26 protein-coding genes and 1 pseudogene are annotated in these 25,013 nt (G+C 64.0%); 14 read left to right on the top strand and 13 right to left on the bottom strand.

The window, feature by feature from the left end; translation table 11 throughout:
- Nucleotides 1-17: 17 nt before the first annotated feature.
- Nucleotides 18-1,259 (bottom strand): SAM-dependent methyltransferase, encoded by a 1,242-nt coding sequence (locus RTP54_RS00980; protein ID WP_112809236.1) that lies wholly within the window; start codon nucleotides 1,257-1,259, stop codon nucleotides 18-20.
- 253 nt (nucleotides 1,260-1,512) lie between these two features.
- Nucleotides 1,513-2,082, bottom strand: coding sequence for an elongation factor P (gene efp, locus RTP54_RS00975; RefSeq protein WP_112809237.1), 570 nt, complete (start codon nucleotides 2,080-2,082; stop codon nucleotides 1,513-1,515).
- 195 nt (nucleotides 2,083-2,277) lie between these two features.
- Here efp and epmA point away from each other — a divergent pair, with 195 nt between their 5' ends.
- The 5 genes from epmA (at nucleotide 2,278) to RTP54_RS00950 (ending at nucleotide 7,979) form a co-directional block, all read left to right on the top strand.
- A complete protein-coding gene (gene epmA / locus RTP54_RS00970; RefSeq protein WP_312360175.1) occupies nucleotides 2,278-3,330 on the top strand; it encodes an EF-P lysine aminoacylase EpmA in 1,053 nt (350 codons plus the stop codon).
- A complete protein-coding gene (locus tag RTP54_RS00965) occupies nucleotides 3,327-4,379 on the top strand; it encodes a lysine-2,3-aminomutase-like protein (RefSeq protein WP_312360172.1) in 1,053 nt (350 codons plus the stop codon). Before epmA ends, RTP54_RS00965 begins: the two co-directional genes overlap by 4 nt.
- 113 nt (nucleotides 4,380-4,492) lie before the next feature.
- Nucleotides 4,493-5,377 (top strand): RNA polymerase sigma factor SigJ, encoded by an 885-nt coding sequence (gene sigJ, locus RTP54_RS00960; protein WP_312360169.1) that lies wholly within the window; start codon nucleotides 4,493-4,495, stop codon nucleotides 5,375-5,377.
- 195 nt (nucleotides 5,378-5,572) lie between these two features.
- Nucleotides 5,573-7,015 carry an MFS transporter gene (locus tag RTP54_RS00955; protein ID WP_312360166.1) on the top strand — a complete coding sequence of 481 codons (1,443 nt, stop codon included), beginning with the start codon at nucleotides 5,573-5,575 and terminating at the stop codon, nucleotides 7,013-7,015.
- A gap of 148 nt (nucleotides 7,016-7,163) precedes the next feature.
- Nucleotides 7,164-7,979 (top strand): class I SAM-dependent methyltransferase, encoded by an 816-nt coding sequence (locus RTP54_RS00950; protein ID WP_312360163.1) that lies wholly within the window; start codon nucleotides 7,164-7,166, stop codon nucleotides 7,977-7,979.
- 90 nt (nucleotides 7,980-8,069) lie between these two features.
- Here the strand turns inward: RTP54_RS00950 and RTP54_RS00945 are convergent, their stop codons facing one another.
- A complete protein-coding gene (locus RTP54_RS00945; protein WP_312360160.1) occupies nucleotides 8,070-8,735 on the bottom strand; it encodes an OmpA family protein in 666 nt (221 codons plus the stop codon).
- A 206-nt stretch (nucleotides 8,736-8,941) separates the two neighbouring features.
- Between RTP54_RS00945 and RTP54_RS00940 the strand changes: the two genes are divergently transcribed.
- Nucleotides 8,942-9,580 (top strand): exopolysaccharide biosynthesis protein, encoded by a 639-nt coding sequence (locus tag RTP54_RS00940; RefSeq protein WP_112816415.1) that lies wholly within the window; start codon nucleotides 8,942-8,944, stop codon nucleotides 9,578-9,580.
- A gap of 81 nt (nucleotides 9,581-9,661) precedes the next feature.
- On the opposite strand, the gene RTP54_RS00935 is transcribed toward RTP54_RS00940, so the two are convergent.
- From RTP54_RS00935 to RTP54_RS00920, 4 genes are all read right to left on the bottom strand, one after another.
- Complete coding sequence (locus RTP54_RS00935) at nucleotides 9,662-10,009, bottom strand: antibiotic biosynthesis monooxygenase (RefSeq protein ID WP_312360156.1); 348 nt, start codon at nucleotides 10,007-10,009, stop codon at nucleotides 9,662-9,664.
- A 126-nt stretch (nucleotides 10,010-10,135) separates the two neighbouring features.
- Nucleotides 10,136-11,161 (bottom strand): histone deacetylase family protein, encoded by a 1,026-nt coding sequence (locus tag RTP54_RS00930; protein ID WP_312360154.1) that lies wholly within the window; start codon nucleotides 11,159-11,161, stop codon nucleotides 10,136-10,138.
- 220 nt (nucleotides 11,162-11,381) lie between these two features.
- Entirely contained in the window at nucleotides 11,382-11,909 is a 528-nt protein-coding gene (locus tag RTP54_RS00925; protein WP_312360151.1) for a GNAT family N-acetyltransferase, read from the bottom strand.
- Nucleotides 11,910-11,911: 2 nt separating this feature from the next.
- Nucleotides 11,912-12,490, bottom strand: a complete 579-nt coding sequence (locus tag RTP54_RS00920; protein WP_162703530.1) for a helix-turn-helix domain-containing protein — start codon at nucleotides 12,488-12,490, stop codon at nucleotides 11,912-11,914.
- Nucleotides 12,491-12,700: 210 nt separating this feature from the next.
- Between RTP54_RS00920 and RTP54_RS00915 the strand changes: the two genes are divergently transcribed.
- The gene (locus tag RTP54_RS00915) at nucleotides 12,701-13,942 is read left to right on the top strand and encodes an MFS transporter (RefSeq protein WP_312360146.1); all 1,242 of its coding nucleotides are present in this window, start codon (nucleotides 12,701-12,703) and stop codon (nucleotides 13,940-13,942) included.
- Between the two features lie 82 nt (nucleotides 13,943-14,024).
- Nucleotides 14,025-15,851, top strand: a complete 1,827-nt coding sequence (gene lepA / locus RTP54_RS00910; protein ID WP_409517082.1) for a translation elongation factor 4 — start codon at nucleotides 14,025-14,027, stop codon at nucleotides 15,849-15,851.
- A 130-nt stretch (nucleotides 15,852-15,981) separates the two neighbouring features.
- On the opposite strand, the gene RTP54_RS00905 is transcribed toward lepA, so the two are convergent.
- From RTP54_RS00905 to RTP54_RS00890, 4 genes and pseudogenes are all read right to left on the bottom strand, one after another.
- Nucleotides 15,982-16,473 (bottom strand): GNAT family N-acetyltransferase, encoded by a 492-nt coding sequence (locus tag RTP54_RS00905; protein ID WP_312363116.1) that lies wholly within the window; start codon nucleotides 16,471-16,473, stop codon nucleotides 15,982-15,984.
- A gap of 37 nt (nucleotides 16,474-16,510) precedes the next feature.
- Nucleotides 16,511-17,051, bottom strand: a pseudogene (locus RTP54_RS00900) (sugar O-acetyltransferase).
- Nucleotides 17,052-17,071: 20 nt separating this feature from the next.
- Nucleotides 17,072-17,551 carry a GFA family protein gene (locus RTP54_RS00895; RefSeq protein ID WP_312360143.1) on the bottom strand — a complete coding sequence of 160 codons (480 nt, stop codon included), beginning with the start codon at nucleotides 17,549-17,551 and terminating at the stop codon, nucleotides 17,072-17,074.
- Nucleotides 17,551-18,300: a type 1 glutamine amidotransferase gene (locus tag RTP54_RS00890; protein ID WP_112809483.1), complete on the bottom strand. Its 750-nt coding sequence runs from the start codon at nucleotides 18,298-18,300 to the stop codon at nucleotides 17,551-17,553. Before RTP54_RS00890 ends, RTP54_RS00895 begins: the two co-directional genes overlap by 1 nt.
- Before the next feature lie 362 nt (nucleotides 18,301-18,662).
- On the opposite strand from RTP54_RS00890, the gene rnk reads away from it, so the two are divergent.
- Complete coding sequence (gene rnk, locus RTP54_RS00885) at nucleotides 18,663-19,070, top strand: nucleoside diphosphate kinase regulator (protein WP_112809484.1); 408 nt, start codon at nucleotides 18,663-18,665, stop codon at nucleotides 19,068-19,070.
- Nucleotides 19,071-19,211: 141 nt separating this feature from the next.
- Here rnk and RTP54_RS00880 read toward each other — a convergent pair whose 3' ends face one another.
- A complete protein-coding gene (locus tag RTP54_RS00880; RefSeq protein ID WP_112809254.1) occupies nucleotides 19,212-19,667 on the bottom strand; it encodes a DoxX family protein in 456 nt (151 codons plus the stop codon).
- Nucleotides 19,668-19,966: 299 nt separating this feature from the next.
- Here RTP54_RS00880 and RTP54_RS00875 point away from each other — a divergent pair, with 299 nt between their 5' ends.
- Together RTP54_RS00875 and RTP54_RS00870 are read left to right on the top strand one after the other, a co-directional pair.
- Entirely contained in the window at nucleotides 19,967-20,248 is a 282-nt protein-coding gene (locus RTP54_RS00875; protein ID WP_025425523.1) for a SelT/SelW/SelH family protein, read from the top strand.
- A gap of 83 nt (nucleotides 20,249-20,331) precedes the next feature.
- On the top strand, nucleotides 20,332-20,676 hold the full coding sequence (locus tag RTP54_RS00870; protein WP_112816616.1) for a YqaA family protein: 345 nt from the start codon (nucleotides 20,332-20,334) through the stop codon (nucleotides 20,674-20,676).
- 29 nt (nucleotides 20,677-20,705) lie between these two features.
- Here the strand turns inward: RTP54_RS00870 and RTP54_RS00865 are convergent, their stop codons facing one another.
- Entirely contained in the window at nucleotides 20,706-21,332 is a 627-nt protein-coding gene (locus RTP54_RS00865; protein WP_112809255.1) for a ribonuclease D, read from the bottom strand.
- 112 nt (nucleotides 21,333-21,444) lie between these two features.
- On the opposite strand from RTP54_RS00865, the gene RTP54_RS00860 reads away from it, so the two are divergent.
- The 3 genes from RTP54_RS00860 to RTP54_RS00850 all read left to right on the top strand — a co-directional run bounded on the left by RTP54_RS00860 (nucleotide 21,445) and on the right by RTP54_RS00850 (nucleotide 25,001).
- Nucleotides 21,445-21,756, top strand: a complete 312-nt coding sequence (locus RTP54_RS00860) for a hypothetical protein (protein WP_312363114.1) — start codon at nucleotides 21,445-21,447, stop codon at nucleotides 21,754-21,756.
- Nucleotides 21,757-21,852: 96 nt separating this feature from the next.
- Entirely contained in the window at nucleotides 21,853-22,884 is a 1,032-nt protein-coding gene (locus tag RTP54_RS00855; protein ID WP_312360137.1) for a hydroxyacid dehydrogenase, read from the top strand.
- A 140-nt stretch (nucleotides 22,885-23,024) separates the two neighbouring features.
- Entirely contained in the window at nucleotides 23,025-25,001 is a 1,977-nt protein-coding gene (locus RTP54_RS00850) for an adenylate/guanylate cyclase domain-containing protein (protein ID WP_312360135.1), read from the top strand.
- The last annotated feature ends 12 nt before the right edge of the window (nucleotides 25,002-25,013 follow it).

Here is a 25,013-nt window from a genome sequence, read left to right as displayed (position 1 = left end):
ACGCCGGGTAAAGCCGATCAGATGTTGAGGTCGAGCGCCGGCTCACGCGCCATGTAGTCGCGCTGGCGGTCCGTGATGTAGTCGCGCACGATCGGTGCGGCATCGCGCGCGCGCGACAGCTGCATGTGGAAGACCAGCTGGCTGCCGGTGCGGAACATCATCTCGGCGCTGATGAGATAGAACTCCCACATCCGGGCAAAGCGCTCGTCATAAAGGGCGATCACCTTGTCGCGGTTGGCATCGAAGCGCGCGCCCCAATGGGCCAGCGTCGTTGCATAGTGCACACGCAGGAATTCCAGATCGGTGACCCACAGACTGTTGCGCTCGACGACGTCGAAGACTTCCGACAGCGCCGGCGAATAGGCGCCAGGGAAGATGTATTTCCTGAGCCACGCACTTGCCATGCCCGGAGGGCTCATATGGCCGATCGAGTGCAGCACCGCCACGCCGTCGTCCGGCATCAGGGCGTTGAGCTTCTTGAAGAACTCGTCGTAGTGATGCACGCCGACATGCTCGAACATGCCGACCGAAACGATGCGGTCGAACGGGCCCACGACATCGCGGTAGTCCTTGAGTTCGAAGCGAACGCGGTCGGCAAGCCCGGCGGCTTTTGCCCTTTGGGTTGCGAGCGCCTGCTGCTCCTTCGAAAGCGTTACGCCCAGCACCTCGACGTTTTCGAGTTTCGCCAGGTACATCGCCAGATCGCCCCAGCCGCAGCCGATGTCGAGCACCTTCATGCCCGGCTCCAGGCAAAGTTTGGAGGCAAGCAACCTGAGCTTGTTACGCTGGGCCTTCTCCAGGCTCTCGTCCGGCTCGCGGAAGTAGGCGCAGGAATAGAGCATGTTCTCGTCGAGGAAGAGCTTGTAGAAATCGTTGCCGAGATCGTAGTGGTGAGCGACGTTCTCCTGCGCCTTGCCCTTGGGATTGGCCTGTTGGCGCTTGCGGAAGCGCATCTTGACCGCGCGCAGCAGCTTCTGGATCGGATAGGAGCCGAGCGACAGCCGGTTGATCGAAAACAGCGTCAGGAAATCCCGGAGCGTCGAGCCTTCCTCGAAGCGCATGGTGCCGTCCATGTAGGCCTCGCCGGCCGCAAGCTCCGCATTGAACACGAGGCTGCGATAGAGCTTCTTGTCGGTAAGCCGCATCGTTACGTGGGGTCCGGGCTCGCCGGAAAAAACATGCCTCTTGCCATCGGCGTCGATCACCGTCAGGCGACCCTTGCGAATGAACGACTTCATCATGTGCGACAGTGGAAACATGCAGACCCTCTCGTGACAGAAACGCCAGTGCGCCGGCATCCTAGCACCCGTTTTTCGAAATGCTCCCCCTAAATTTGTGGTTGCTTATCGAGCTGTCGGCACGGCGTGCAGGGACGCGAATGCGCAAGGGGTTCTGCCCTGCGGGCGTCAACGCTCAGGCAAGGTCTGCCGCAGAAACGGCAACGGGGACGGCAGGTTGCACCCGCCGTCCCCGTTTCATGCGATAATCATTCGTAACGGTCGTCAGACCGGATCAGTCCTTGGCGCGCTCGACATAGGAGCCGTCTTCGGTCGCAATCACGACGCGGGTGCCGGCCTGAATATGCGGCGGAACCAGCGTGCGCACGCCGTTCGAAAGGATCGCCGGCTTATAGGACGACGACGCCGTCTGGCCCTTGACGACCGGCTCGGTCTCGGTGATTTCGAGCGTCACGTGGCGCGGCAGGTCGATGGCGATCGCCAGGCCTTCGTGGATCGAAAGAATGCAGGCCATGCCTTCCTGCAGATAGGGCTTCAGGTCGCCGATGTCGTCGCTGGTCATGACCAGCTGGTCGTAGCTTTCCGGGTTCATGAAGTGGAAGCCTTCGCCATCTTCATAAAGGAAAGTGTGCTCGCGGTCCTCGACGAAGGCGCGCTCGACCTGTTCGGTCGTGCGGTAGCGTTCCGAAACCTTCACGCCGTCGGAAATGCGACGCATGTCGACCTGGGTGACCGGCGTGCCCTTGCCCGGGTGGAAGTTCTGCGCGGTCAGAACGACATAGAGCTTGCCGTCAACGTCGAGAACGTTGCCCTTGCGGACAGATGAAGCGATGACCTTGACCATTAGTCTTCCTTGTAACAGAGGTATGCGCGACACGGCGCGCCGGGAAAGCCGGCCCCGAAAGACGCGAAAATAATGATATCGCGCCGCCACTACCCTAATTTCGTGCAAATAGCCAGCCTGCGCCGGCATTGGCGCGAAGAAAGCCCCGGGCACTGAAAAACCCCGGGGGCCGAAGAAAGCCTGGATCGAACGACCATGTCGCATGCCTCACCCTGGTGGACGCCCGATGTCCATGCCGACCGGCGTCCGTTTCTCATCGGACGCAACCGCATCCAGTCGGCATTGCGCCGGTTTTTCGACGCCCGCGATTTCGTCGAGGTCGATACCGCGACGCTGCAGGTTTCGCCTGGTAACGAGGCGCATCTGCACGCCTTCGCCACCGAAGCGCTCAACCATGACGGTTCCGCCCATCCGCTCTACCTGCACACATCGCCGGAGTTCGCCTGCAAGAAGCTGGTTGCCGCCGGCGAAAGACGCATCGCCTGCTTTGCCCATGTCTACCGCAACCGCGAGCGTGGGCCGCTGCATCATCCCGAATTCACCATGCTCGAATGGTATCGGGCCGGCGAGACCTACGAGACGCTGATGCGCGATTGCGCCGAGATCCTCGCACTCGCCGCGGAGACGACGGGCATGCGCCAGTTCACCTTCCAGGGCCAGACCTGCGATCCCTTCGCCGAGCCGGAACGGCTGGCCGTGGCCGACGCCTTCCAGCGCTTTGCCGGCATCGACCTGCTGGCCTCGATCGCCTCCGATGGCGGGACCGACCGCCAGACGCTTGCCGCCGCCATGGCATCGGTCGGCCTACGCGTGGCCGCCGACGACACCTGGGCGGATCTCTTCAGCCGTGTGCTCGTCGAAAAGATCGAACCGCATCTCGGCTTCGGCCGCGCCACGATCCTCGACGAATATCCGGTGGCGGAAGCCGCCCTTGCCCGGCCGACGGCACGTGACCGTCGCGTCGCCGAACGGTTCGAGCTCTATGCCTGCGGCGTCGAACTTGCCAATGCCTTCGGCGAATTGACCGACGCAGCCGAGCAGCGGCGCCGCTTCGAGATGGAAATGGCGGAGAAGGCCCGCGTCTACGGCGAGACCTACCCACTCGACGAAGACTTTCTGGCAGCGCTTGTCATCATGCCCGAAGCGAGCGGCATCGCGCTCGGCTTCGACCGGCTGGCGATGCTGGCGACCGGCGCCACCCGCATCGACCAGGTGCTCTGGGCGCCAGTGGCGGAGACCGCGAGATGAACGTTCACCGCCCGGTCAGGACCGCCGAAGACCTCGTCGAGGCAGGCCTGATCGAACCATCGCAACGGGCCGCCGCTTCGGATGTCGCCGAGCGTTATGCCGTCGCCATCAGCCCGGCGATCGCAAAGCTGATCGACCGCGACGACCCGCATGACCCGATCGCCCGGCAATTCGTGCCCGATGCCGCCGAGCTGACGCTGCTGCCGGAAGAGCGCGAGGACCCGATCGGCGACAAGCCGCACAGTCCCGTTGCCGGCATCGTCCACCGCTATCCCGACCGCGTGCTTCTGAAGGCCGTGCATGTCTGCCCGGTCTATTGCCGCTTCTGCTTCCGCCGCGAGATGGTCGGGCCGCAGGGGCTCGGCACACTGACGCCAACAGAGCTCGACGCGGCGATCGCCTATATCGCCGCGCATGAGGAGATCTGGGAAGTGATCCTCACCGGCGGCGATCCGCTGGTGCTGTCGCCGCGCCGGCTCGCCGAGCTGATGGAACGGCTGAAGCCCATCGCCCACGTCAAGATCGTGCGCTTTCACACCCGCGTGCCGGTGGTCGAGCCGGAGCGCATCAACGCCGATCTGATCGCGGCGCTGAAGGCGAGCGGCAAGGCGACCTATGTGGCGCTGCACGCAAACCATCCGCGCGAACTGACGCTAGACGCCCGCGACGCCTCTGCCCGGCTGATCGACGCCGGCATCGTCATGATCAGCCAGTCGGTGCTTCTGAAGGGCGTCAATGACGATGCGGACGTGCTGGCCGCCCTGATGCGCGCCTTCGTCGAAACCCGGATCAAGCCCTATTATCTGCATCACCCGGACCTGGCTCCCGGCACCAGCCACTTCCGGCTCTCGATCGAGGAGGGCCAGGCGCTGGTCGCGTCGCTGCGCGGCCGGGTCTCCGGCCTCTGCCAGCCGACCTATATCCTCGACATCCCCGGCGGCCACGGCAAGGCGGTCATCAGCGCCGCGTCGATCGAGGCCGACGGCGGCGGCGGCTACACCGTCACGGACTTCCGCGGCGAGGAGCACGCCTACCCGCCAAAGATCTGAGAAAATTTTCGAGGTAGCGTCACAACTGCGCAAGGTCGTTCGTCAGATGGTCATGATCAACGATCGCGGCGACCAGCCGCTTGAACCGCAGCCGAGGCGCCAAGATGGGTCACATGAACAGCATCGATATCTTTGAAGAGGCACGGCCGCGACTTCTCGGCCTCGCCTACCGGATCCTCGGCTCGCGCGCCGATGCCGAAGACGCGGTGCAGGACACGTTCGTGAAGTGGCAGGAAGCCGATCAGAAGGCGATCGAAACGCCGGCAGCCTGGCTGACCACCGCCTGCACCCGCCGCTGTCTCGACCTGTTGAAGGCGGCGCACCGCAAGCGCGTCGACTATGTCGGCGCCTGGCTGCCGGAACCGATCCACACGGCAAGCGACGACAATGCGGAGGAGAAGCTGGCGCTGACCTCGTCGCTCACCACCGCGTTCCTTTTGATGCTGGAGCGGCTGACGCCGAAGGAGCGTGCCGCCTATCTGCTGCACGAAATCTTTGGTCAACCCTATGATGCGGTTGCCGAAACGCTCGACATGCAAGAGGCGGCCGCCCGCAAGCTCGTATCGCGTGCCAAGAGCAATATCGGCGTCGAAAAGAGCCGTCACCAGACGCCGCGCGAGCGCCAGGACGAACTGTTGTCAGCCTTCCATGCGGCAATCCACGGCGGCAACATTGCCGGGCTTTCGAGCCTGCTCTCCGCCGACGTGCGCCTGACCGCCGATGGCGGCGGCAAGGTGGCGACCGTGCTCGGCGTGCTCGCTGGCAAGGAGACCGTGGTCGCCTTCATCGCCGAGCGGCTCACGGAATACTGGGCACATTATGTCTGGGAGATTGCCGAGATCAACGGCGGCCGCGGCATTGTGCTCCGGGGCGAGGCCGAAAATGATATCGCCGCCAGCGTTTCATTCGGCTATGACGGCGATGGAAACGTCAACGATATCTTCATCGTTCGCAATCCGGACAAGCTCGCCCATCTCGGTGACGCTGCGGTCCATTGACTTAGAACATTTCCAGAGAAAAGCGCGAGGCGGTCTTCCGCCGGGAAATGCGTGGCAACAAACGGATAGAGCGGCTCCCCGGCCCTTTACAAGGCGGGAGCGTTCTCTTGCGACCGATGGGTCATGTCAACGGGTGCGGACAGATGCGCCGCAGTCGGGATGTACCGTCGCGACGCACAGGAAAGGCGCAGACATATGCTCGACAAGACACCTGAAACCACCGAGAAGGCCGAGAGCGGCTGGCTCGCGCTCTTGTCAGGCGAAAACGCCATCCATTCCATCGTTTTGAGCGGCGGCGTGGCGCTGCACGCCCTCAACATCTATGTCGTCACCACCATCATGCCATCGATCGTGCGCGAGATCGGCGGACTGGAATATTATGCCTGGAGCACGACCGTCTTCGTCGCAGCCTCCATCCTCGGCGCGGCCCTCTCGGCCCGGCTGCTTGCCGCCGTCGGCGCCGGCACGGCCTACGCCATCGGCGCGCTCGTCTTCGGCCTCGGCACGTTGCTCTGCGCCTCCGCTCCCGACATGCTGGTGCTGCTCGGCGGCCGGGCGGTCCAGGGCTTTGGCGGCGGCCTGCTTTATGCGCTCGCCTATGGCGTCATCCGCCTGGTGTTCGCGCCTGTTTTGTGGACCCGCGCCATCGGCCTGATCTCGGCCACCTGGGGCACCGCAACGCTGATCGGCCCCGCCGTCGGCGGCATGTTTGCAGAATTTGCCACCTGGCGCACGGCCTTCTGGTCGCTGCTGCCTCTGACGGCGCTTCTGGCAGCGCTTGCCTTCTGGACATTGCCGCGCAACGCTTCGTCGGAAGGCAGCCGCACGCCGTTGCCGGTGCTGCAACTGATGCTTCTGATCGGCATTGTCCTTGCTCTTTCGATCGCCAGCACGCTGTCGACACCGACCGAGCAGCTTGCTTCCGTCGGCGCGGCCGTCGCGATGTTTGCGGCACTTCTGCTGGTCGAACGCCGAGCTGCCGGCAAGCTCCTGCCGAGCGGCAGTTTCACAATCACAGCCCCGCTGGCGGCGCTCTATGCGACGATCACGCTGTTGATGATCGGCATGCAGCCGGAGATCTACGTGCCTTACCTGCTGCAGGAACTGCATGGGCTGTCGCCGCTCGTGGCCGGCTATATCGCCGCGCTGATGTCGATCGGCTGGACCGCCGGATCGATGACGAGCGCCCACTGGCACGGCGACCGGGCGCAACAGACGATCTTCGCCGGACCGGGCTTCGGCTTTGTCGGCCTGGCGCTGATTGCCGTGTTCATGCCGATGTCCGGCTTCGGCTTCGCCACGATCGCCGTACCGCTGTCGGCCGGCATCATGGCGGTCGGTTTCGGCATGGGCTTTGCCTGGCCGCATATCGTCACGGCCGTCTACGACCTGGCGCCCAAGGGCGAGGAAGAGAAAGCGTCGAGCTCGATCACCACCGTGCAGCTTTTCGCCGCCGCGCTGGGGGCTGCGCTTGCCGGCCTGACGGCCAATCTCGCGGGCATCGAAGCGAGCGCCGCCGAAGGCGTGGCGCGGGCGACGCAGTGGCTGTTCTGGCTGTTCGCGCTTGCCCCGGCGCTCGCGATGCTGACGGCAAGGCGCGTGCGGCGGGCGCGGGCGGCGAGAGCCGCTGGCGAGTAGACCGCGGATCGGCGCCAGCTCCTCCTCGGCCGCCTGCCCTTTTGGCCCTTAAATCGCAGCGGATTCGGGGTTAAAATGCCCGGCAGGCTGGAAGCGCGGTAACGGCCCTGCGGGCCGTGACCGACGCGCAGCGCTCAAGGAGGAAACGATGGATGGCGACCGGATCGACCTCACAGGTGCCCGGGAAACGCTGCTGATCACGCTGCAGGCGAAGGCCGCGGAAAGCAGTATGCCTCACTCCCTCTTGCGCGACCATTTTGCCGCCGATGCCATTCGGCGTCTCGGGAAGGCGGCACCGCATCTCGACGTCGGCCACGACATGACGATCGGCATCGCCATGCGCGCCCATCTCGTCGACCGCTGGACACAGTCGTTCATCGCCCGGCACCCGGATGCCACGGTGCTCAACCTCGGTTGTGGCCTCGACAGCCGGGTTTTCCGCATCGATCCGCCGCCCGAGGTGCGGTGGTTCGACGTCGATTTCCCTGATGTCATCGCGCTCCGCCGGCGGCTCTATCCGCAACGTGCCAACACCATGCTGATCGAATCGTCAGTGACGGAAACGGGGTGGCTTGCCAACATTCCGCACGACAGGCCGGCAATCGTCGTCGCTGAAGGCGTCCTGCCCTATCTGGCGGCAGACGACGTCTACAGTCTGCTTGCCCGCCTCGTCGATCATCTGCCGGCGGGCGAAATCGTGTTCGACGGCTACAGCCATCTCGGCCTGCAATTGCTACGCTTCAACCCCGCGATCCGCGCCACCGGCGCCACCCTCTCCTGGGGCATCGACGATCCCGCAATGCTGGAGCGGCAGGTGCCGGGTCTGAGCCTTCTGGAAGAGGTGACGGATTACGAGCCGAGCCAGATCGAAAGGATGTCGCTGCCCGCTCGCATCGCCGTCCAGCTCTTCAGCGTCATCCCGGCGCTGCATCGGATGGGACGGCTCCTGCGTTACCGCTTCTGACAACCCCGCCTGCCCCTTTCCCCGAAAAAAAGAAGGGCCGCACCGGTTGCGGTGCGACCCTCCTGGATGTCAGCAATCGGTTTAGACCGATCAGCCCTGCTTGATCGGCGCGATCGAGATCTCGACGCGGCGGTTCTGCGCGCGGCCGGCTTCGCTGGCGTTGGAGGCGACCGGCCGTTGCGGGCCGAAGCCCATGGTGGCCATGCGGCGCTGGTCGACGCCCTGGCTTGCCAGGTAGTTGGCAACAGACGCTGCACGACGCTCGGAAAGCCCCTGGTTGTAGGAGGCGCTGCCAGTGGAATCGGTATGGCCGTCGACGTCGATCAGCGTCTTGTTGAACTTGCGCAGCACGATCGCCACCGAGTTCAGCGTGTCGTAGAAGGCCGGGATCACCTGGTCGCGGTCGGTCGCAAACGTGATGTTCGACGGCATGTTCAGGATGATGCGGTCGCCGGCGCGGGTGACCGAAACGCCGGTGCCCTGCAGCTGCGCGCGCAGTTCCGATTCCTGGCTGTCCATGTAGTTGCCGACGAGGCCACCACCGAGCGCGCCGATGCCGGCGCCGACGAGCGCTGCATCGCGCCGCCCTGCAGCACTGCCGCCGACGAGAAGGCCGGTCGCCGCACCGAGACCGGCACCGATCAGCGCGCCACCGGCGGTGTTCGACATCTTCTGCTCACCCGTATAGGGATCGGTGGTCGTGCATCCCGAGAGATAGATGGCCGCAACAGCCACTATGGCGCATTTCTTGATCATAGAATCAATGGTCCCTATTCGTGCTCTGAAGTGCTTCATACTAGCGATTGCGGCAGGAAGATGAAGAGGCGTCCCACTGATGCCATGGTTTGACGACAAATGGCGCATCGGTCGCAATCCAGGTCACGAGGCGGCCCGATACTAACCGATCCTTCACGCGCTCTTGATAGCAAGTGCGTTCTGGAAAAATCGAGGCGGACGATCTGATGGCAATCGAATTTGGCGACACGCAACGCAGTCTCAGCGACACGCTGAACGGCATGATCGGCTCGATCCGCGGCAATACGATCACGCTTCGCGACCTGATGACCGGAATCGGCGAGCAGGGTTTTCTGCTCCTTTGTGCACTGCTGACCCTGCCGTTCCTGCTGCCGGTTTCCATTCCCGGCGTCAGCACCGTCTTCGGCGCGGCCATCATCCTGATCTCGATTTCGATCACCCTCAACCGCATGCCCTGGATGCCGCAACGTATCCTCGACCGGCAGATCGAGACGGAAAAGCTGGTGCCGACGCTTCAGAAGGGTGCCGCCCTCGTCTCCAAGCTCGACCGTTTCGTCAAGCCGCGCTTCGGCTTCCTGACGCAAGGGGCGCTGATGAACCGCTTCAACGGCCTGATGATCATGGCCGGCGGCGTGCTTTTGATGTTTCCGCTCGGCCTCATCCCGCTGTCGAACACGCTGCCGGGCATCGCCATCCTGCTCCTGTCGCTCGGTATCATCCAGCGCGACGGGCTGATGGTCGCCGGCGGCTATCTCTTCCTGATCGCAACGACGATCTACTTCACTGTTCTCGCCTATATGGCCTTTGCGGCCGGCCAGGGCCTGTCCACCTTCTTCGTTTCCTGATCGGCAACGCCACAGAAAGCCTGGCGCGTCACGGTCGACGCGCCGGTCGCCAGTCCGGCGGATGCGCAGGGGCGACGGATGTCAGGCCGGCTGGAAGCTCTTGTAGCTGGCGGAATCGGTCTCGACGCCGAGCCTGGCCATAAGGGCGGCACGGTCGACGCCGAGGCGTGTGTCGAAATCGGCGATCGCGGCCGCAACCTTCGGCGCAAACGCTTCGCTTTCGAATTCGATCATGGTGCAGAAGTTATATTTTCCCGGGCCGGCATGCTGCTCGAGGAACAGATCCTTGACGTAACCGTCCTGGCTGCGGATCACCACAAGCGTCTTTTCCACCAGATCCACGAATTCGGCCCGGGCCGAAGCCGGCACGGCGAACTTGTTGATGCGATAGAGCGGCGCGATGTCGCCAGCCGGTATGTTGCTGCTCATGAAATTCTCCCTCAGATGTCTCTTCAAGGGCCCGCCGGCGACCATTCGACGATGGGCAGGGACATGCGTACGACCTCAAGCAAAGTTGAGGTCAACAGGGGGCGGTCGAAAATCCGCAGTGTCCGCTCAGGCGACAATGCCCTTCAGCACATTGGCGACGTTGAGTCCGATTTCCGGCACGCCATAGCCGCCCTCCATGCACACGACGACCGGAAGGCCTGACTTCTTCAGACGCTCGCCCATGCGCAGGTAATCGTCCGATTTCAGCTTGAACGTCGAGATCGGATCGCGCTCGAAGGTGTCGACCCCGAGCGAGACCACCAGCGCCTCGGCGCCGAAGGCTTCGATTCGGTTGAGCGCGTCGTCCATCGCGGCCGACCAGGCGGAAAATTCGGTCCCGCGCGGCAGCGGGTAGTTTTTCGTGGAGCCGAGGCCCTCCCCCTTGCCCTCCTCGTCGGCGAAGCCGAGAAAATAGGGGAAGGCGTCGACAGGGTCTCCATGCAAGGAGGCGAAATAGACGTCGCCGCGCTCGTAGAAAATATCCTGCGTGCCGTTGCCGTGATGGAAGTCGACATCGAGTATGCCGACCCTGGCGGCACCGAGATCGCGCAGCCGCTGAGCGGCGCAGGCGGCATTGTTGATGAAGGAATAGCCGCCATAGAGATCGATCGCCGCATGGTGGCCGGGCGGGCGGCAAAGGGCAAAGGCCGCTTTCGCGCCACCACTGACATCTTCGGCCGCCGACAACGCACAATCCATCGCCGCGCGCGCAGCCGCATAGGTACCTTCGGTGATCGATGTCTCCGCGGCAAAGGCGTAGTAGCCGAGTGCGCCGTCGATATCCCTGGGCGGGTGCTGGCGCATGCGGCGCGCGGGAAAGCTGGTCGGGATCGCCTCGCCGCGATAACCGTCGGCGACCCAGCGTGCCCAGGCGGTCTCGAGGAAGTCGAGATAGTCGGCGGCATGCAGCTTGCCGGCCGTCTCCAGCCCGTGGCGCGAAGGCGCGACGACGTCACGGAACCCCGCTTCCTTCACCGCTGCCAGGATCCATTCGGCCCGGAACGGCGCCTCGAACGGCGACACGAGTTCGCCGCCGAAAAGTTCGGTCCTGGCGTCTCGGAGCTTGTGGTCCTCGGAGAAGAAGATGCGCATGGGAAGGGTCCTGAAGTCAGCAACAAAGGGCGCCAGACTACCCGAGCATGCGGCCTTGGCAACCTCGACGCCCCTCGTCCAGCCTGCCGGAGCGCCAGGCGCCCCTCATCCGGCCTGCCGGCCACCTTCTCCCCGCAAGCGGGGCGAAGGGACATGCGGCAAGCTCCCGTTTTCCCTCTCCCCGCAAGGAGAGGAGCCATGCAGAAAAAGAGAGAAACCCTTACGTCGCGATGCGCTTGTAAAAGAGCGTGGTGGCGCACAGGCCGCCTTCCGGCCACATCGCATAATCGGGGATGACGCCGACGCGCTCCCAGCCGAGCCGCGGATAGATCGCTTCGGCCTCGCTGCCTGTTGCGGTGTCGAGCACCAGCAGCGTCTTGCCGTTCAGAGCCGCTTCCCTCTCGACGGCCTGCATCAGGAGGCGCGCGACGCCCCTGCCGCGGGCGGCGTGATGGACGAGCAGCTTCTTCAGGTCGCCGCGATGCGGCTGGTTGGGCATCTGCGCCACACCGACCTGGACCGTGCCGACGATGCGCCCCTGGTCTTCGGCGACCATCAGCAGCGTTTCGCGTGCGGCGACCGCATCGGCAACGCCCTGCCAATAGGCGAGTGCCGCCTGCGGCGGATAGGGCTGCATGAAGCCGACGGAGGCCCCGCCCTCGACGCAATCGGACAAGACTTCGGCCAAAGCCGGCATGGCGGAGCGGGCCTCGGTTTCGCTCAGAAGGCGGGTCGTGATTTCAGGCATGGTCAGGTCCTGGTGCGGCTGAGGATGACGGCGTAGTGAGCCGGCTCATCATGGGGATTGTGAAAGACGTGGGCCTGTTCGAGCCCCATGAACAGGCAATCACCGGCTTCGAGCGCATGCGGCCCGGTTTCCATGGTGAGTTCGAGCCGTCCGGAGAAGAGCCAGAGATGCTGGGTGATGCCGCGGTCGGCCGGCTGGCGTTCGAAGACGACGCGCGCGCCCGGGGGAAACTCGACCTCGACGATATCGACCGGCGAGCCGACGCCCTCCGGCGAGACCGAACGGCGCAGATAGCCGGATTCCGGATCCCGCCAGACGCGCTGCTGGGCTCTCCTTGCCACCGGCGAAGCCTCTGCGCCTTCGAAGGCGAAAAGCGCCGACAGCGTAGTGGAAAGCGCGCTGCATAGTCTCGCCAGCAGCTGCGCCGTCGGGCTCACCTCACCGCGCTCGATGCGCGAGATCATTGCCCGGCTGACGCCAGATCGCGTCGCGAGGTCGTCGAGCGTCAGGTTCTGCTCGGCTCTGAGCGAGCGAACGCGTTCGCCGATGGCCTGTTCGAGTGGGTCGGTGGTGTTTTCCATTATTTGAGATTGCATTTCTCATATAATAGAGTCAAGACCATTGCGAACCGAAAATATAAGGCGGCAAATGCCGCTTTGGCGACATTGCAGCGAGGCGATTTCGGCTAAGGTCCGCGACGACATTCGAACCGAAAAGACGTTCCACCTCAACAATTTAGACGATCCTTACGCAACATGCCGTTGCGACATGCGAAAACGGACCGGCAAGACATGGACAAGCAGCCTTCCTCGCTGACGTCGATCGCCAGCATCGTGACGTCGATGACATCGGTCGCGATCGGCAACGGCATGATGCTCGCCTATGTGCCCTTCGTGCTGACGCGGTCCGACGCGCCCGATTGGGTTCCGGGCGCGGCCGTCACCATGGTTGCCTTCGGCGGCCTCGTCGGCTGCGTCATCGCCGGGCCGATGATCCGCCGCGTCGGCCATGCCCGGGCGTTTTCCTGCTCGATGGCGCTCGTCATCCTTTCGGCGCTGACGATCAGCCTCGGCATGCACCCGATCCTGTGGGTGCTCGCCCGCGGCCTCTACGGCGCTGCCGGCAACACCAATTTCATCATCAGCCAGAGCTGGCTCAACCATGCGAGCGACAATCGTTGGCGCGGCAGGGCAATGGCGATGTTCTACATGGCCTATGTGATCGGGCTCGGCACGGGCGCCTGGCTGTTCGGACAGATCCCCGCCGACGGCAACATGCCGCCGCTCATCACCATCTTCTTTACCGCGATCGCCATCCTGCCGATCGGCCTCACCCGCCTGCCGACGCCACCCGCGCCGGCCAAGGTCAGCATCGACATTCCGATGGTCTGGCGCGCCTCGCCCGTCGCCTTCATCGGCGTGCTTGCCGCCGGCGGGCTGTCGATGGTGGTGCAGGGCTTCACACCGATCTATGCGGCGGCAAACCAGGTGAGCCAGGGCGACGTTGCCAACCTGATGTTCGTGATGCAGCTCGGGCTGATCGCGATCCAGTATCCGATGGGCACGCTGTCGGACCGGATCGACCGCCGGCTGGTGCTGATCGCCACCTGCCTCATCATCGTCGTCGCCGGCTTTTTCGCGCTCTCGGCAAGCTTCGGCAACCTCCTGCTGCTGATGGTCGTCTTCGCGCTTTTCGCCGGCGCGGTCGAGACCGTCTATTCGATCGCCAACGCGCATGCCAACGACCGCACCGACCCGGCGGACTTCGTGCCGCTGGCAAGCACCATGCTGGTTGCCTGGTCGGTGGCAGCAACACTGGTGCCGATGCTCGTGACCGTGCTGACGCCGGTGTTCGGGCCGCGCACCTTCATCTATGCCGCGATGGCCGTTGCAGCGCTCTACGCGCTGTTCGTGCTGGCGCGCCTGAGAAAGCGTGACGAGGTGCCGGCGGGCGAGCGCGAGACCTTCGAACTGAAGAGCGCGCAGATCCCGAACGCCGGCGCGCTGATCGACGCCGAGGCCAGAGCCGAATAGCCGCGCAAGCCTTGCGATTTATAGTGAACGAAGCCTTCATTTCCCGCTTTGCGCGGCTTGAAGGCACTGCTATATGCGGCCCATGAGCACAACATCTTCCAAGACGCCCCTGTCGCATATCCGAAACTTCTCGATCGTGGCCCATATCGACCACGGCAAATCGACGCTGGCCGACCGACTGATCCAGTCGACCGGCGGCCTTGCCGAGCGGGAAATGTCCGAGCAGGTGCTCGACAGCATGGATATCGAGCGCGAGCGCGGCATCACCATCAAGGCCCAGACCGTGCGTCTGCACTACAAGGCCAATGACGGCGAAACCTACGTGCTGAACCTGATCGACACGCCCGGCCACGTCGACTTCGCCTACGAAGTCTCGCGCTCGCTGTCGGCCTGCGAAGGTTCGCTGCTGGTCGTCGACGCGTCACAGGGCGTCGAAGCCCAGACGTTGGCCAACGTCTACCAGGCGATCGACAACAACCACGAGCTCGTTACCGTGCTCAACAAGATCGACCTTCCCGCCGCCGAACCGGAGCGGATCAAGGAACAGATCGAGGAAGTCATCGGCATCGACGCGTCCGACGCCGTGCTGATCTCGGCAAAGACCGGCCTCGGCATTCCCGATGTTCTCGAGGCGATCGTCACCAAACTGCCGGCGCCGAAGAGCGAGGGCGGCGAAACCGCGCCGCTGAAGGCCCTCCTGGTCGACAGCTGGTACGACACCTATCTCGGCGTCATGGTTCTCGTGCGCATCATCGACGGCACCCTGAAAAAGGGCATGACCATCCGCATGATGGGCACGGATGCCAAGTACTCCGTCGAACGCATCGGCGTGCTCACGCCGAAGATGGTGGCGATGGATGCACTCGGCCCCGGCGAGATCGGCTTCATCACTGCCTCGATCAAGGAAGTGGCCGACACCCGCGTCGGCGATACCATCACCGAAGACAAGCGCCCGACCGCCAAGGCACTGCCGGGCTTCAAGCCGGCACAGCCGGTGGTGTTCTGCGGCCTGTTCCCAGTCGATGCCGCCGACTTCGAAGATCTGCGCGCGGCGATGGGCAAGCTGCGCCTCAACGACGCGTCGTTCTCGTTCGAAATGGAATCGTCCGCAGCCCTCGGCTTCGGCTTCCGCTGCGGCTTCCTCGGCCTCCTGCACCTGGAAATCATCCAGGAACGCCTGGAGCGCGAGTTCGACCTCGACCTGATCGCGACGGCGCCTTCGGTCGTCTACAAGCTGTTCATGACCGACGGCTCCGAGCGCGAGCTGCACAACCCGGCCGACATGCCCGACGTCGTCAAGATCGCCGAGATCCACGAGCCGTGGATCCGCGCGACGATCTTGACGCCCGACGACTATCTCGGCGGCATTCTGAAGCTTTGTCAGGACCGGCGCGGCATCCAGATCGAGCTGACTTACGTTGGCACCCGCGCGATGCTGACCTACGACCTGCCGCTCAACGAAGTGGTGTTCGATTTCTACGACCGCCTGAAGTCGATCTCCAAGGGCTATGCCTCGTTCGACTACCAGATCACCGACCACAAGGAAGGCAACCTTGTGAAGATGTCGATCCTCGTGAACGGCGAGCCGGTCGACGCGCTGTCGATGATGGTGCACCGGATGGCCGCTGAAAAGCGCGGTCGTGAAATGTGCGAGAAGCTCAAGGAGCTGATCCCGAAGCACATGTTCAAGATCCCGATCCAGGCGGCCATCGGCGGCAACGTCATTGCCCGCGAAACCATCTCGGCGCTGCGCAAGGACGTGACGGCCAAGTGCTACGGCGGCGACGCCACCCGCAAGCGCAAGCTGCTCGAAAAGCAGAAGGCCGGCAAGAAGCGCATGCGCCAGTTCGGCAAGGTGGAGATCCCGCAGGAAGCCTTCATCGCCGCACTCAAGATGGGCGACGAATAGGCGGTTCGACGAACACGACATCAACGTGCAAAACGGGCGACCTCGAGTTCGCCCGTTTTTTTTGATCCATACATCGACCGCAGGCGGAGCGCGTGCGCTCAGCACGAACAAGCTAAAGTGCGAGCCCGCCTCAGCCTTCGGTCAACAAGAACCGCTTCGACACTCGATCCACCGGCAGACCGCTCTTCAGCGGTACTGCCTTGTCCACCTTGTAGTCGACGAAGCCCATCTTGCCGTAATAGGCAAGGCCGCCCGTGTTGTCGGCGCGGATCGTGGCGTTGATCACCTTCAGGCCCAACGCACGGGCATTGTCGCGCGTTGCCGCAAACAGCGCCGTGCCGGCGCCGCGCACCTTGGCGTCGGGCCGGGAAAAGGTGCCGATGTCAGCCCAGCCTTCGGGTAATGCGTCATAGCGCTCCAGCGCCTGGAAGGCGCAAGGGCGGCCATCGGCATCCTCGGCGACGAAGCAGCTGACGAAGCCGGGACCGGCGAGATAGTGGGCGATAAAACTCTCTGCTGTGAACGGCGTCTCGTTGGCGGTGGTGCCGCCGATCCGGATGATCTCGTTGAGGAAGCTGCAAAGCTCCGGCACGTCTCCCGTCGTTGCCGGGCGCACCCTGATCGTTGTCGTCTCGTCGGCCACCAGAATCTCCTTTGAATTATTGTTTGCCGGATGGCGACAGCGGCCGCGCCGGATTGCCGACAACAGTCGCGCCGGCCGCCACGTCTCTCGTGACGACGGATCCGGCCCCGACGATGGCGCCGTCGCCGATCGTCACGCCACCGAGGATGATGGCTCCGCCGCCGATCCAGACGTCCTTGCCGATCACGACCGGTCTTGCAATCTCGATGCCGCGGCGCCTGAGCGGCACGTCCTTGTGATGTTCGGCGCAATAGATCTGCACGCCGGGACCGAGCATTGAACCATCGCCGACCGAAATGCGACCGCTGTCGAGCAGAGTGCAGCCGGCATTGAGATAGACGCGCGACCCAAGCGAAACATGCATGCCGTAGGAGCAGTGAAACGGTGCCTCGATGAAGACATCGTCGGCAGCGCTCGAAAACAGCGCCCGCAGCGCCGGCGCCATCGCGCCCCGCGCGTCGTGCGCCATGGTGTTATGCTGGTGCACGGCATCGCGCGCGCTCTCGCAATCGTTCAAGCTCGGGGTCGAGGCAGCAGTACCAATCGCCCGCCGCCATCTTTTGACGTTCGCTCACGCTTACGCCCTGGCCCTTTCTTCGGCCGCCGCGCGCCGCGCCAAACTGTCCGGCGGCCACATCGTCTTCATGTCGTAGTAGATCTCGAAGGCAGGCGCTCCGCCTTCAAGCGACAGCCAGGCGACCTTCGAGCGGGTAAAGATATGGGCATCCGGCGGGAAATCCGACGGATGGTCGAGGCTGGCGATGCGCAGGAAGGAAAGCCAGCCGCGCCGGCCGTAATCGCTCCAGAGCGCCGTCTGGCATTCAGCACAGCGATAGACATCGTGCGGACGACCGCTGTCGGTCGGCAGCGACACGACGACGGGCTCGCCCGCCGTCAGCTCGATATTTTCCCGCTCGATGACGCCGTTGATGACGAAGGCGCTTCCCACCTGACGCTGGCAATCGCTGCAATGGCAGCAATTGACGAACATCGGCCTGCGTTTCAGCCGGTAGCGGATGCGCCCGCAGAAACAGCCGCCGCCCCACCCGTCGTCCATCAGCAGGCCTCCTCCAACACCTCGTCGCTCGGAGCTCTGGCCTCACCCTGCCGGATCGTGGCGACCCAGGCGCGAGCGAGCGAGAGGCCTGCGGCATTGGCCTTCTCGCCATGACGCCGCGCATGGGCCGGATACTCAGCCAGCCAGGTCGGGTCGAGACGGTTGATCGTCTGCGGAAACGCCCGGTTCCAGTCCTCGACGAGATCGGTGTCGGCCTCGAAATGAAACTGCGTGCCATAGGCGGCGCGCCCGACGCGAAACGCCTGATGCCGCGTCACATTGTTTTCGGCGAGATGCACCGCGCCGTCGGGAAGCGTGAAGGTGTCGCCGTGCCACTGGAAGATCGGGAAGCTCTCGCCGACGGATGCCAGCACCGGGTCGCTCTGCCCCTCGGGGCGGACCCGCACATCGTGCCAGCCGAATTCCTTGGCTTCGCCCAGAAGGTTTGTCGCACCATAGGCGCGCGCCAGCAGCTGGCTGCCGAGGCAGATGCCGAGCACGGACCGGTCGCTGTCGCCGAAGTGGCGCATCAGTGCTGCAAGCTGCGGCAGATAGGGGAAGGCGGCATCGTCAAGCGCGCTTTGCTCGCCGCCCAGCACCACCAGCGCGTCGAAGCCCTCTGCTGTTTCCGGCACCGGTTCGCCGGCATAGGCGCGGCGAACTTCGATCTCCGCCTTGACCTCGCGAAGCGCCGTGCCGACCTGGCCGAGCTCGGTCTTCGCCATGTTTTCCACCACCAGTACCCGCATGATGACATTCCCTTCGCCGTCCGGGCGCAAGATTGATCACGAGAAACGCCGCGGTTCAAGAGGCCAAAGCGGTCACCCCGCTGCGAACCTCACGCGTCGGGGACTTGACTTCCGCCTCAAACTTTCCGACCTTCCGGGGATCATGATGCTCACGGTTACCTCTTTTCACTGCTTCCGGGTGTGCCCGATCGCAGGAACCTGACCCCAGCCCGGATGCTTGCGCTCTCCGGGTCAGGGGAGCCTTTCGCGTCGGCAAATGAGAACCATCGTTCCCAGGCCACGATCCGAGCGCCGAGTTTTTCCAAATCGAATGAGTGATGACGGCGCTGAGGCGCCCGTCGAAGACAACGTCAGGTATCATCATGGCGACGAACGCCCGCAACAAACTTCCCGCGATCATTATCAATGCCGAGGACCACAAGCGCCTGACGGCGCTTGCCTCGTCCGCCCTCGACCGTGTTCCCGAAGTCGCCGAGGCTCTTCTGTCCGAGCTCGAGCGTGCACGCATCGCAGCACCCGGGAAGCTGCCGGCCGACAGCGTGCAGATGGGATCGACCGTCGCCTTCGAAGCCGACAATGGTTTTGCCAAGCAGGTGACGCTGGTCTATCCCGGCGAAGCCGATATCGAATCTGGGCGGATTTCCGTTCTGACGCCGATCGGCGCGGCCCTGATCGGGCTCTCCGTCGGCCAGTCGATCGATTGGCACGATCGCTCCGGCAAGGTGCACCGGATGACCATCCGCAGCGTTACCGCCGCCGAGAAGGCCTGATCCGGCTGAACCTGGCCGCCGGGCGGTGACGCCCACGCGCTGCGGACAAGGGACGACAGTCTGCGCACCCCTACCCCTGGAACGCGTCGAGGAGGCCGGTCGTCAGACCGCCCTCCCCGCATTTCACGAGGCAGAAGCCTATCAGAACTGCTTGCCGAGCTTGGCGTCGACCGACTGGCTGTTGGCGCCGCGAATGGCGAAGAAGAACAGGATCGCCGCCCAGAGGATGGACTTTTCAGCGCCGCCGAGACCCTCGCCCTGCACGATGCCGTGGAAATAAACGGTCACAAGCAGCACGATCATGGCTGCGAACGAAGCCGGACGGGTGAAAAGGCCGATGGCGATCAGGATGCCGCCGAAGAACTCGGTCGCGGCCAGGAGCGGCGACCAGAAGACGCCCGGGTAGAAGCCGAGGCTTTCGACCATGCCAACGGCGCCGAAGGGATTGACGATCTTGCCGTAACCGTGGGTTACGAGCAGCACGCCGCACAGAACGCGCAGCAGCGTTTCGGCAAAGGTGTCGAGCGGCAGATAGATCTTTTCGAGCGCCGGCAGGATTGCACGGGGACGGGAAGTCGAAACGGTGGCGTCAGTCATGGTTAGGTCCTCTTTGAGGGGGGCTGCGACAATATGTGCAATGCAGCAATGTCTCGCCGGGCGCCTTTTCCTTTGCAAGGGTACCGGCGATAAAAACATGACTAAATCAGTTGACAATTATGTGAGAGGCGCGTGACCGGCGGCGTCTGGGCGCCCCCACGTCGGCGCGAGACGCGGCTGACGGAGCGTCAGGGCATGGTAACGCGCGAAACTTGCAGCATAATTTTCTGATCTCAGCGGTTTCTGTCTTGCCGCGAATTACAGTATGTTGCCGCGCACAAGCCAACCGGGAAGCAGATATGGACGAGAAGCCGCGGATCACCATTCTCTATTGCACGCAGTGCAACTGGCTCCTGCGCGCCGGCTGGATGGCGCAGGAGCTGCTGCAGACCTTCGGCCAGTCGCTGGGCGAAGTAGCGCTCATTCCCGGCACCGGCGGCAATTTTGAGATCCGCGTCAACGACGAACTGATCTGGGAGCGCAAACGCGACGGCGGCTTTCCCGGGCCGAAGGAACTGAAGCAGCGCATCCGCGACATCATCGAGCCGGAGCGCGATCTCGGCCACACGGACAGGAGCTGATCCTGGATTTCGGTATTCTTGCAGGCGTCTTCTCGGCCGCCTTTCTCTCGGCCACGCTGCTGTTCGGCATGTCGGAGGCGGCAATCGTCGCCGCAGCCCTGCACGGCGAGACGAGCCGTGTCGCGCTGTTCGTCGCTGCCACTGCCGGTAACGTGCTTGGCGCCGTCGTCAATTTCGTGCTTGGTCGGTTCCTCATCCGGTTCGAGGGTCGGCGCTGGTTTCCGATATCGCCATCAGGCCGGCAGAAGGCAGAGACGCTGTTTGCCCGCTATGGCCAACCGGTGCTGCTGTTGTCCTGGCTGCCCGTGGTCGGCGATCCGCTGACGCTGGTCGCAGGGCTTCTACGAATGCCCTTCGGACTGTTCCTGGTGTTCGTGGCGATCGGCAAGGCGGCGCGCTATGGCGTCGTGCTGTGGCTGACGCCCTGACACCATCCCGCAAGCCCTGGAAGGACCGTTCAGCTGTGGGCGAAGATGTCGGTCTCGTCCCAGCCGAGCAGGTCGAGCTTGCAGCGGGTCGGAAGAAACGCGAAGCACGCGTCCGCGTGCTCCATGCGGCCATCGCGCAGAAGCCGCGCGGTGAGCTTCTCGCGCAGCGCATGCAGGTGCAGCACGTCGGATGCCGCATATTCGAGCTGTGCCGGAGACAGGACTGCCGCCCCCCAGTCGGAAGACTGCTGCTGCTTGGAAATGTCGACGTCGAGCATTTCCTTGAGATTGTCCTTCAACCCGTGGCGATCCGTATAGGTGCGAGTGAGGCGCGAGGCGATCTTGGTGCAGAACACCGGTGTCGTCGTCACGCCGAAGGTGTGGAACAGCACGGCAATGTCGAAACGGCCGAAATGAAAGATCTTCTGGCGGGCCGGGTCTTCCAGCATGGCCACAAGGTTTGGCGCTTGCGTCTGGCCGGCAGCGATCTGGATCACATCGGCAGTGCCGTCTCCGGGGGAAAGCTGGACGACGCAGAGCCGGTCGCGACGCGGCACGAGGCCGAGCGTTTCGGTGTCGATGGCAATCGCGCCTCTGTAGCGGGCGGCATCGGTTGCGGAGATATCGCCTTCGTGAAACCGTATTGCATTCGCCATCGAAAATCCCCAGATCAGTCGGTAGTCGTGTCGCCTATAGCGCAAGTTTGACCCTGACGAAACCGTGTCATGGCCCCTTGCTCGCCGTTGCCATCCTCGAAAGTTCGCATTGATGATCTCCTGCCGCCCCGCTCTCGCTCTTTCGACGCTCTGCCTGCTTCTCGCCCTGTCCGCCATGCCAGCCCTTGCGCAGTCCTATACGGACCTGCCCGGCGTGCGGCCGATGGATCCCTTGAACGATGGCGGCGACAAGGTTACCTGCGAGCAAACGCTCGTCGACCGCGATTATCCGTTCGAATCGAGCGCGCGCGGCGGCCCACGCTACGACACGATCTACAATTGCCGTCGCGGCGACGGCCCCGTGTTCCAGGGCAGCGACCTGCCGCCCTCGCTCTACCGGCAGAAACGCGGGCTCGGCTACTAGCCGGCCCCGCCGGCCCGGCTTGGCAAGCCGGCGAATAGTTCCTACACATTTGGGCGAGGAACCGTGGAGGCGTCCTGCTTCCACCGAGGAGGACCAATGCCCAACGACACGAGACCGCTCGCCATCAGCGTGCCGGCGCCGCGCACGCTCGAGCTGATCTTTACTGAAGACGCCCTCAAGCAACTGCATGCGCGTTACCGCATCGTTGAGGCCGACCCGGACGATGTTGCCGGCCTTGGCGACGAGGTGCTGTCGGAGACGCGCTACATCATCGGCCAGCCGCCCTTCGATCATGCAACGCTGGCGCGCCTGCCGAAGCTGCGCGCCATTCTCAATGTCGAAAGCAACCTGATCAACAACATGCCCTACGAGGTGTTGTTCGAGCGCGGCATCCACGTGGTGACGACGGGGCAGGTGTTTGCCGAGCCGGTTGCCGAGATGGGCCTTGCCATGGCCCTCAATCTCGCGCGCGGCGTCGTCGAGGCGGACCTGGCCTTTCGCGAGGGACGGGAGCTCTGGGGCGGCGACGGCAATCGCCAGGCGCGGCTCCTGTCCGGCGCAGACATCGGCATTGTCGGCTTCGGCGATCTGGGCAAAGCGCTGAACCGGGTGCTAGCCGGTTTTCGCGCCAGGATCCGCGTGTTCGATCCCTGGATGCCAGCCTCGATCCTCAAGGACAACGGCGTCGAACCGGCATCGCTTGCAACCGTGCTGACGGAAAGCGATTTCGTCTTCGTCGTCGCATCGGTCACCAGCGAAAACGAGGGCTTCCTGGGCGCAAAGGCCTTTGCCAGCATGCGGCCTGGCGCCGCCTTCATCCTGCTCAGCCGTGCCGGGGTCGTCGATTTCGACGCGTTGGTGGCTGCGGTTGAAAGCGGGCACATCGTGGCCGCCAGCGACGTCTTCCCCGAGGAACCGCTTGCCCGGGACCACAAGGTGCGCACCCTTCCCGGCTTCCTGCGCTCGGCGCACCGGGCGGGCGCACTCGACAGCGCGTTCAAGAAGATGGGCGACATGGTGCTCGAAGACATGGACCTGATGGACCGGGACCTGCCACCGATGCGCTGCAAGCGCGCCGAGCGCGAAACCGTCGCCCGCATGCGCTCGAAACCGGTGACGGTCAACTGACGGCGGCCAGCAGTGGCGCGGCGCCATTGGGCGACGCCAGCACTTCGCCGGCGGCGGGGTATGCAATCCTGCCGATTAACGTGTTTTATGGGAAACGCATTTAAGATAACGCAGGACAGGCGCGAGATCAGAGATACCCAATGGCCAACGAAACGCCCGGCATTCTCGGAACCAGGATCGGCGACAGCTGGCACAGTTCGCTACGCTCGCTGTTCAGCCTGGTGATGGTGGCCATGCTGATCGCCGTGTCGGGCATTCTGGTGGGGCTCGACTACCACCGCTCGCGCAATGCCGCGATCGCGGACGCAGAGGCCAATATGCGCGGCTTCATGAGCCGGTTGGTCGACCGGCTGGGCGTCCTCTCAGGCGATACCTCCGCACTGGTCAGCCTCGTCTCTTCGGTTGCCAACTCCTTCCTCGTGCCACCACCGGAGCGGATAAACGACAAGGTGGCCGTTCTGCGCGAGGGCATCAGCCGGTCGCCGCATATCGACGGGGTCTATGTCGGCTACCCCAATGGCGCCTTCTTTCAGATGGTCGACCTCAAGCAGGTCGCATGGCGCCTGGCGCTCGATGCGCCGCGCGGTGCGGCCATTGCAGTGCGCTCGATGGAAAAGGATGGGAGCGGCAAGCCCCTCCAGCGCCTGCTCTTCCTGGACAAGGACGGCACGCAATTCTCCGAACGACGGGTGCCCCCCACGGGCTTCGATCCACGCACCAGGCCCTGGTATCGCGCCGCCGTCAACGGAAAGGCTGCAGTCTCGACGGGCCCTTACGAAAGCGCCACGACCGAGACGCTTGGAATGACGATCTCGCAGGCGCATCGCGGCAATCCGCAGATCGTCATCGGCGCCGACGTCGTGCTCGATACGATTACCGACTTCCTCGCCCGCGAGCGGCTGACGGCGGGCTCGGTCTCGTTCATCCTCGATTCCGTGGGCAAACCCATCATCCATTCCGACCGGGTGATGATGCGACGCATCATGGCGGCAAAGGACAAGGATGGCCCGATCGTCCAGGCCGAGAGCGATCCCCTGATCAAGAGCATCCGCCTCAATCCGCCAGCGCCGGGCAAGGCCGATCTCGTCGAGGTCGGAGACCGAACCTACCTCGTCATGGTGACGCCGCTCGAATCCGCGCTGCTTCTTTCCGGCAACCGCGCCGTGGTGGCGGCGCCGCTCGATGAACTGATGGCAGAAGCCAACCGGACGCTCGTGCAGGGATTGGCGATCTCGGGCGCGGTCGTGGCGCTTGCGGTGCTTGCGTCCCTGGTGCTTGCGCATCTGATCACCAAGGGCTTGAACCAGCTGACCGCCAGCGCCAACCGGCTGCAGGATCTGGATTTCACCACGCCGATCGACGTGTCGTCCCATGTCAGCGAGATTTCCACCCTCGGCGGCGCGATGAACCGGGCGCGCGACGCGATCTTCACTTTTGCGCTCTACGTCCCGCGCGAACTGGTGCGCAAGGGCATCGAATCCGGCCAGTTCAGCGGCCGCGCCGCCTGGCGCCAGGAGGTCACTGCGCTTTTCACCGACATTTACGACTTCACCACCTTGAGCGAGCAGCACGCGCCGGAAGAAGTCGTGGCGATGCTTTCGGAATATTTCGACATCTTCAGCGAGGTGGTCGATGCCCATGGCGGCACGATCATCCAGTTCCTCGGTGATTCCGTGTTTGCGATGTGGAACGCGCCGGCGCAGGACGAGCGCCATGCGGAAAATGCCTGTCGTTGCGCGCTGGCGGTCGAGGCGCGGCTGCAGGCGTTCAACGCGGCGCAGCGCGAAAAAGGCCTGCCGGAGTTCCGCACCCGCTTCGGCATCCACACCGGCACCGCCGTCGTCGGCAGCGTCGGCGCCAAGGAACGGCTGCAATATACCGCCATGGGCGACACGGTGAACGTCGCCTCGCGGCTCGAAGGCATGAACAAGAACTACGGCACGACGATCATGGCAAGCGGGGCCGTGGTCGCGCAGGCGTCCGACGCGATCACCTTCCGCCCGCTCGGCACGGCGCAGGCCAAGGGGCGCACCACGGCTCTGGAAATCTATGAGGTTCTGAGCGCGCGCCCGATCGTCGACACCGCGACCGCTGAGACGCCCGTCATCTCATCCTGAGAGGTGTGACGA

This window comes from Ensifer sp., assembly GCF_031989085.1.
Taxonomy (GTDB): domain Bacteria; phylum Pseudomonadota; class Alphaproteobacteria; order Rhizobiales; family Rhizobiaceae; genus Ensifer.
This window is presented reverse-complemented; position numbering and strand designations above follow the sequence as displayed.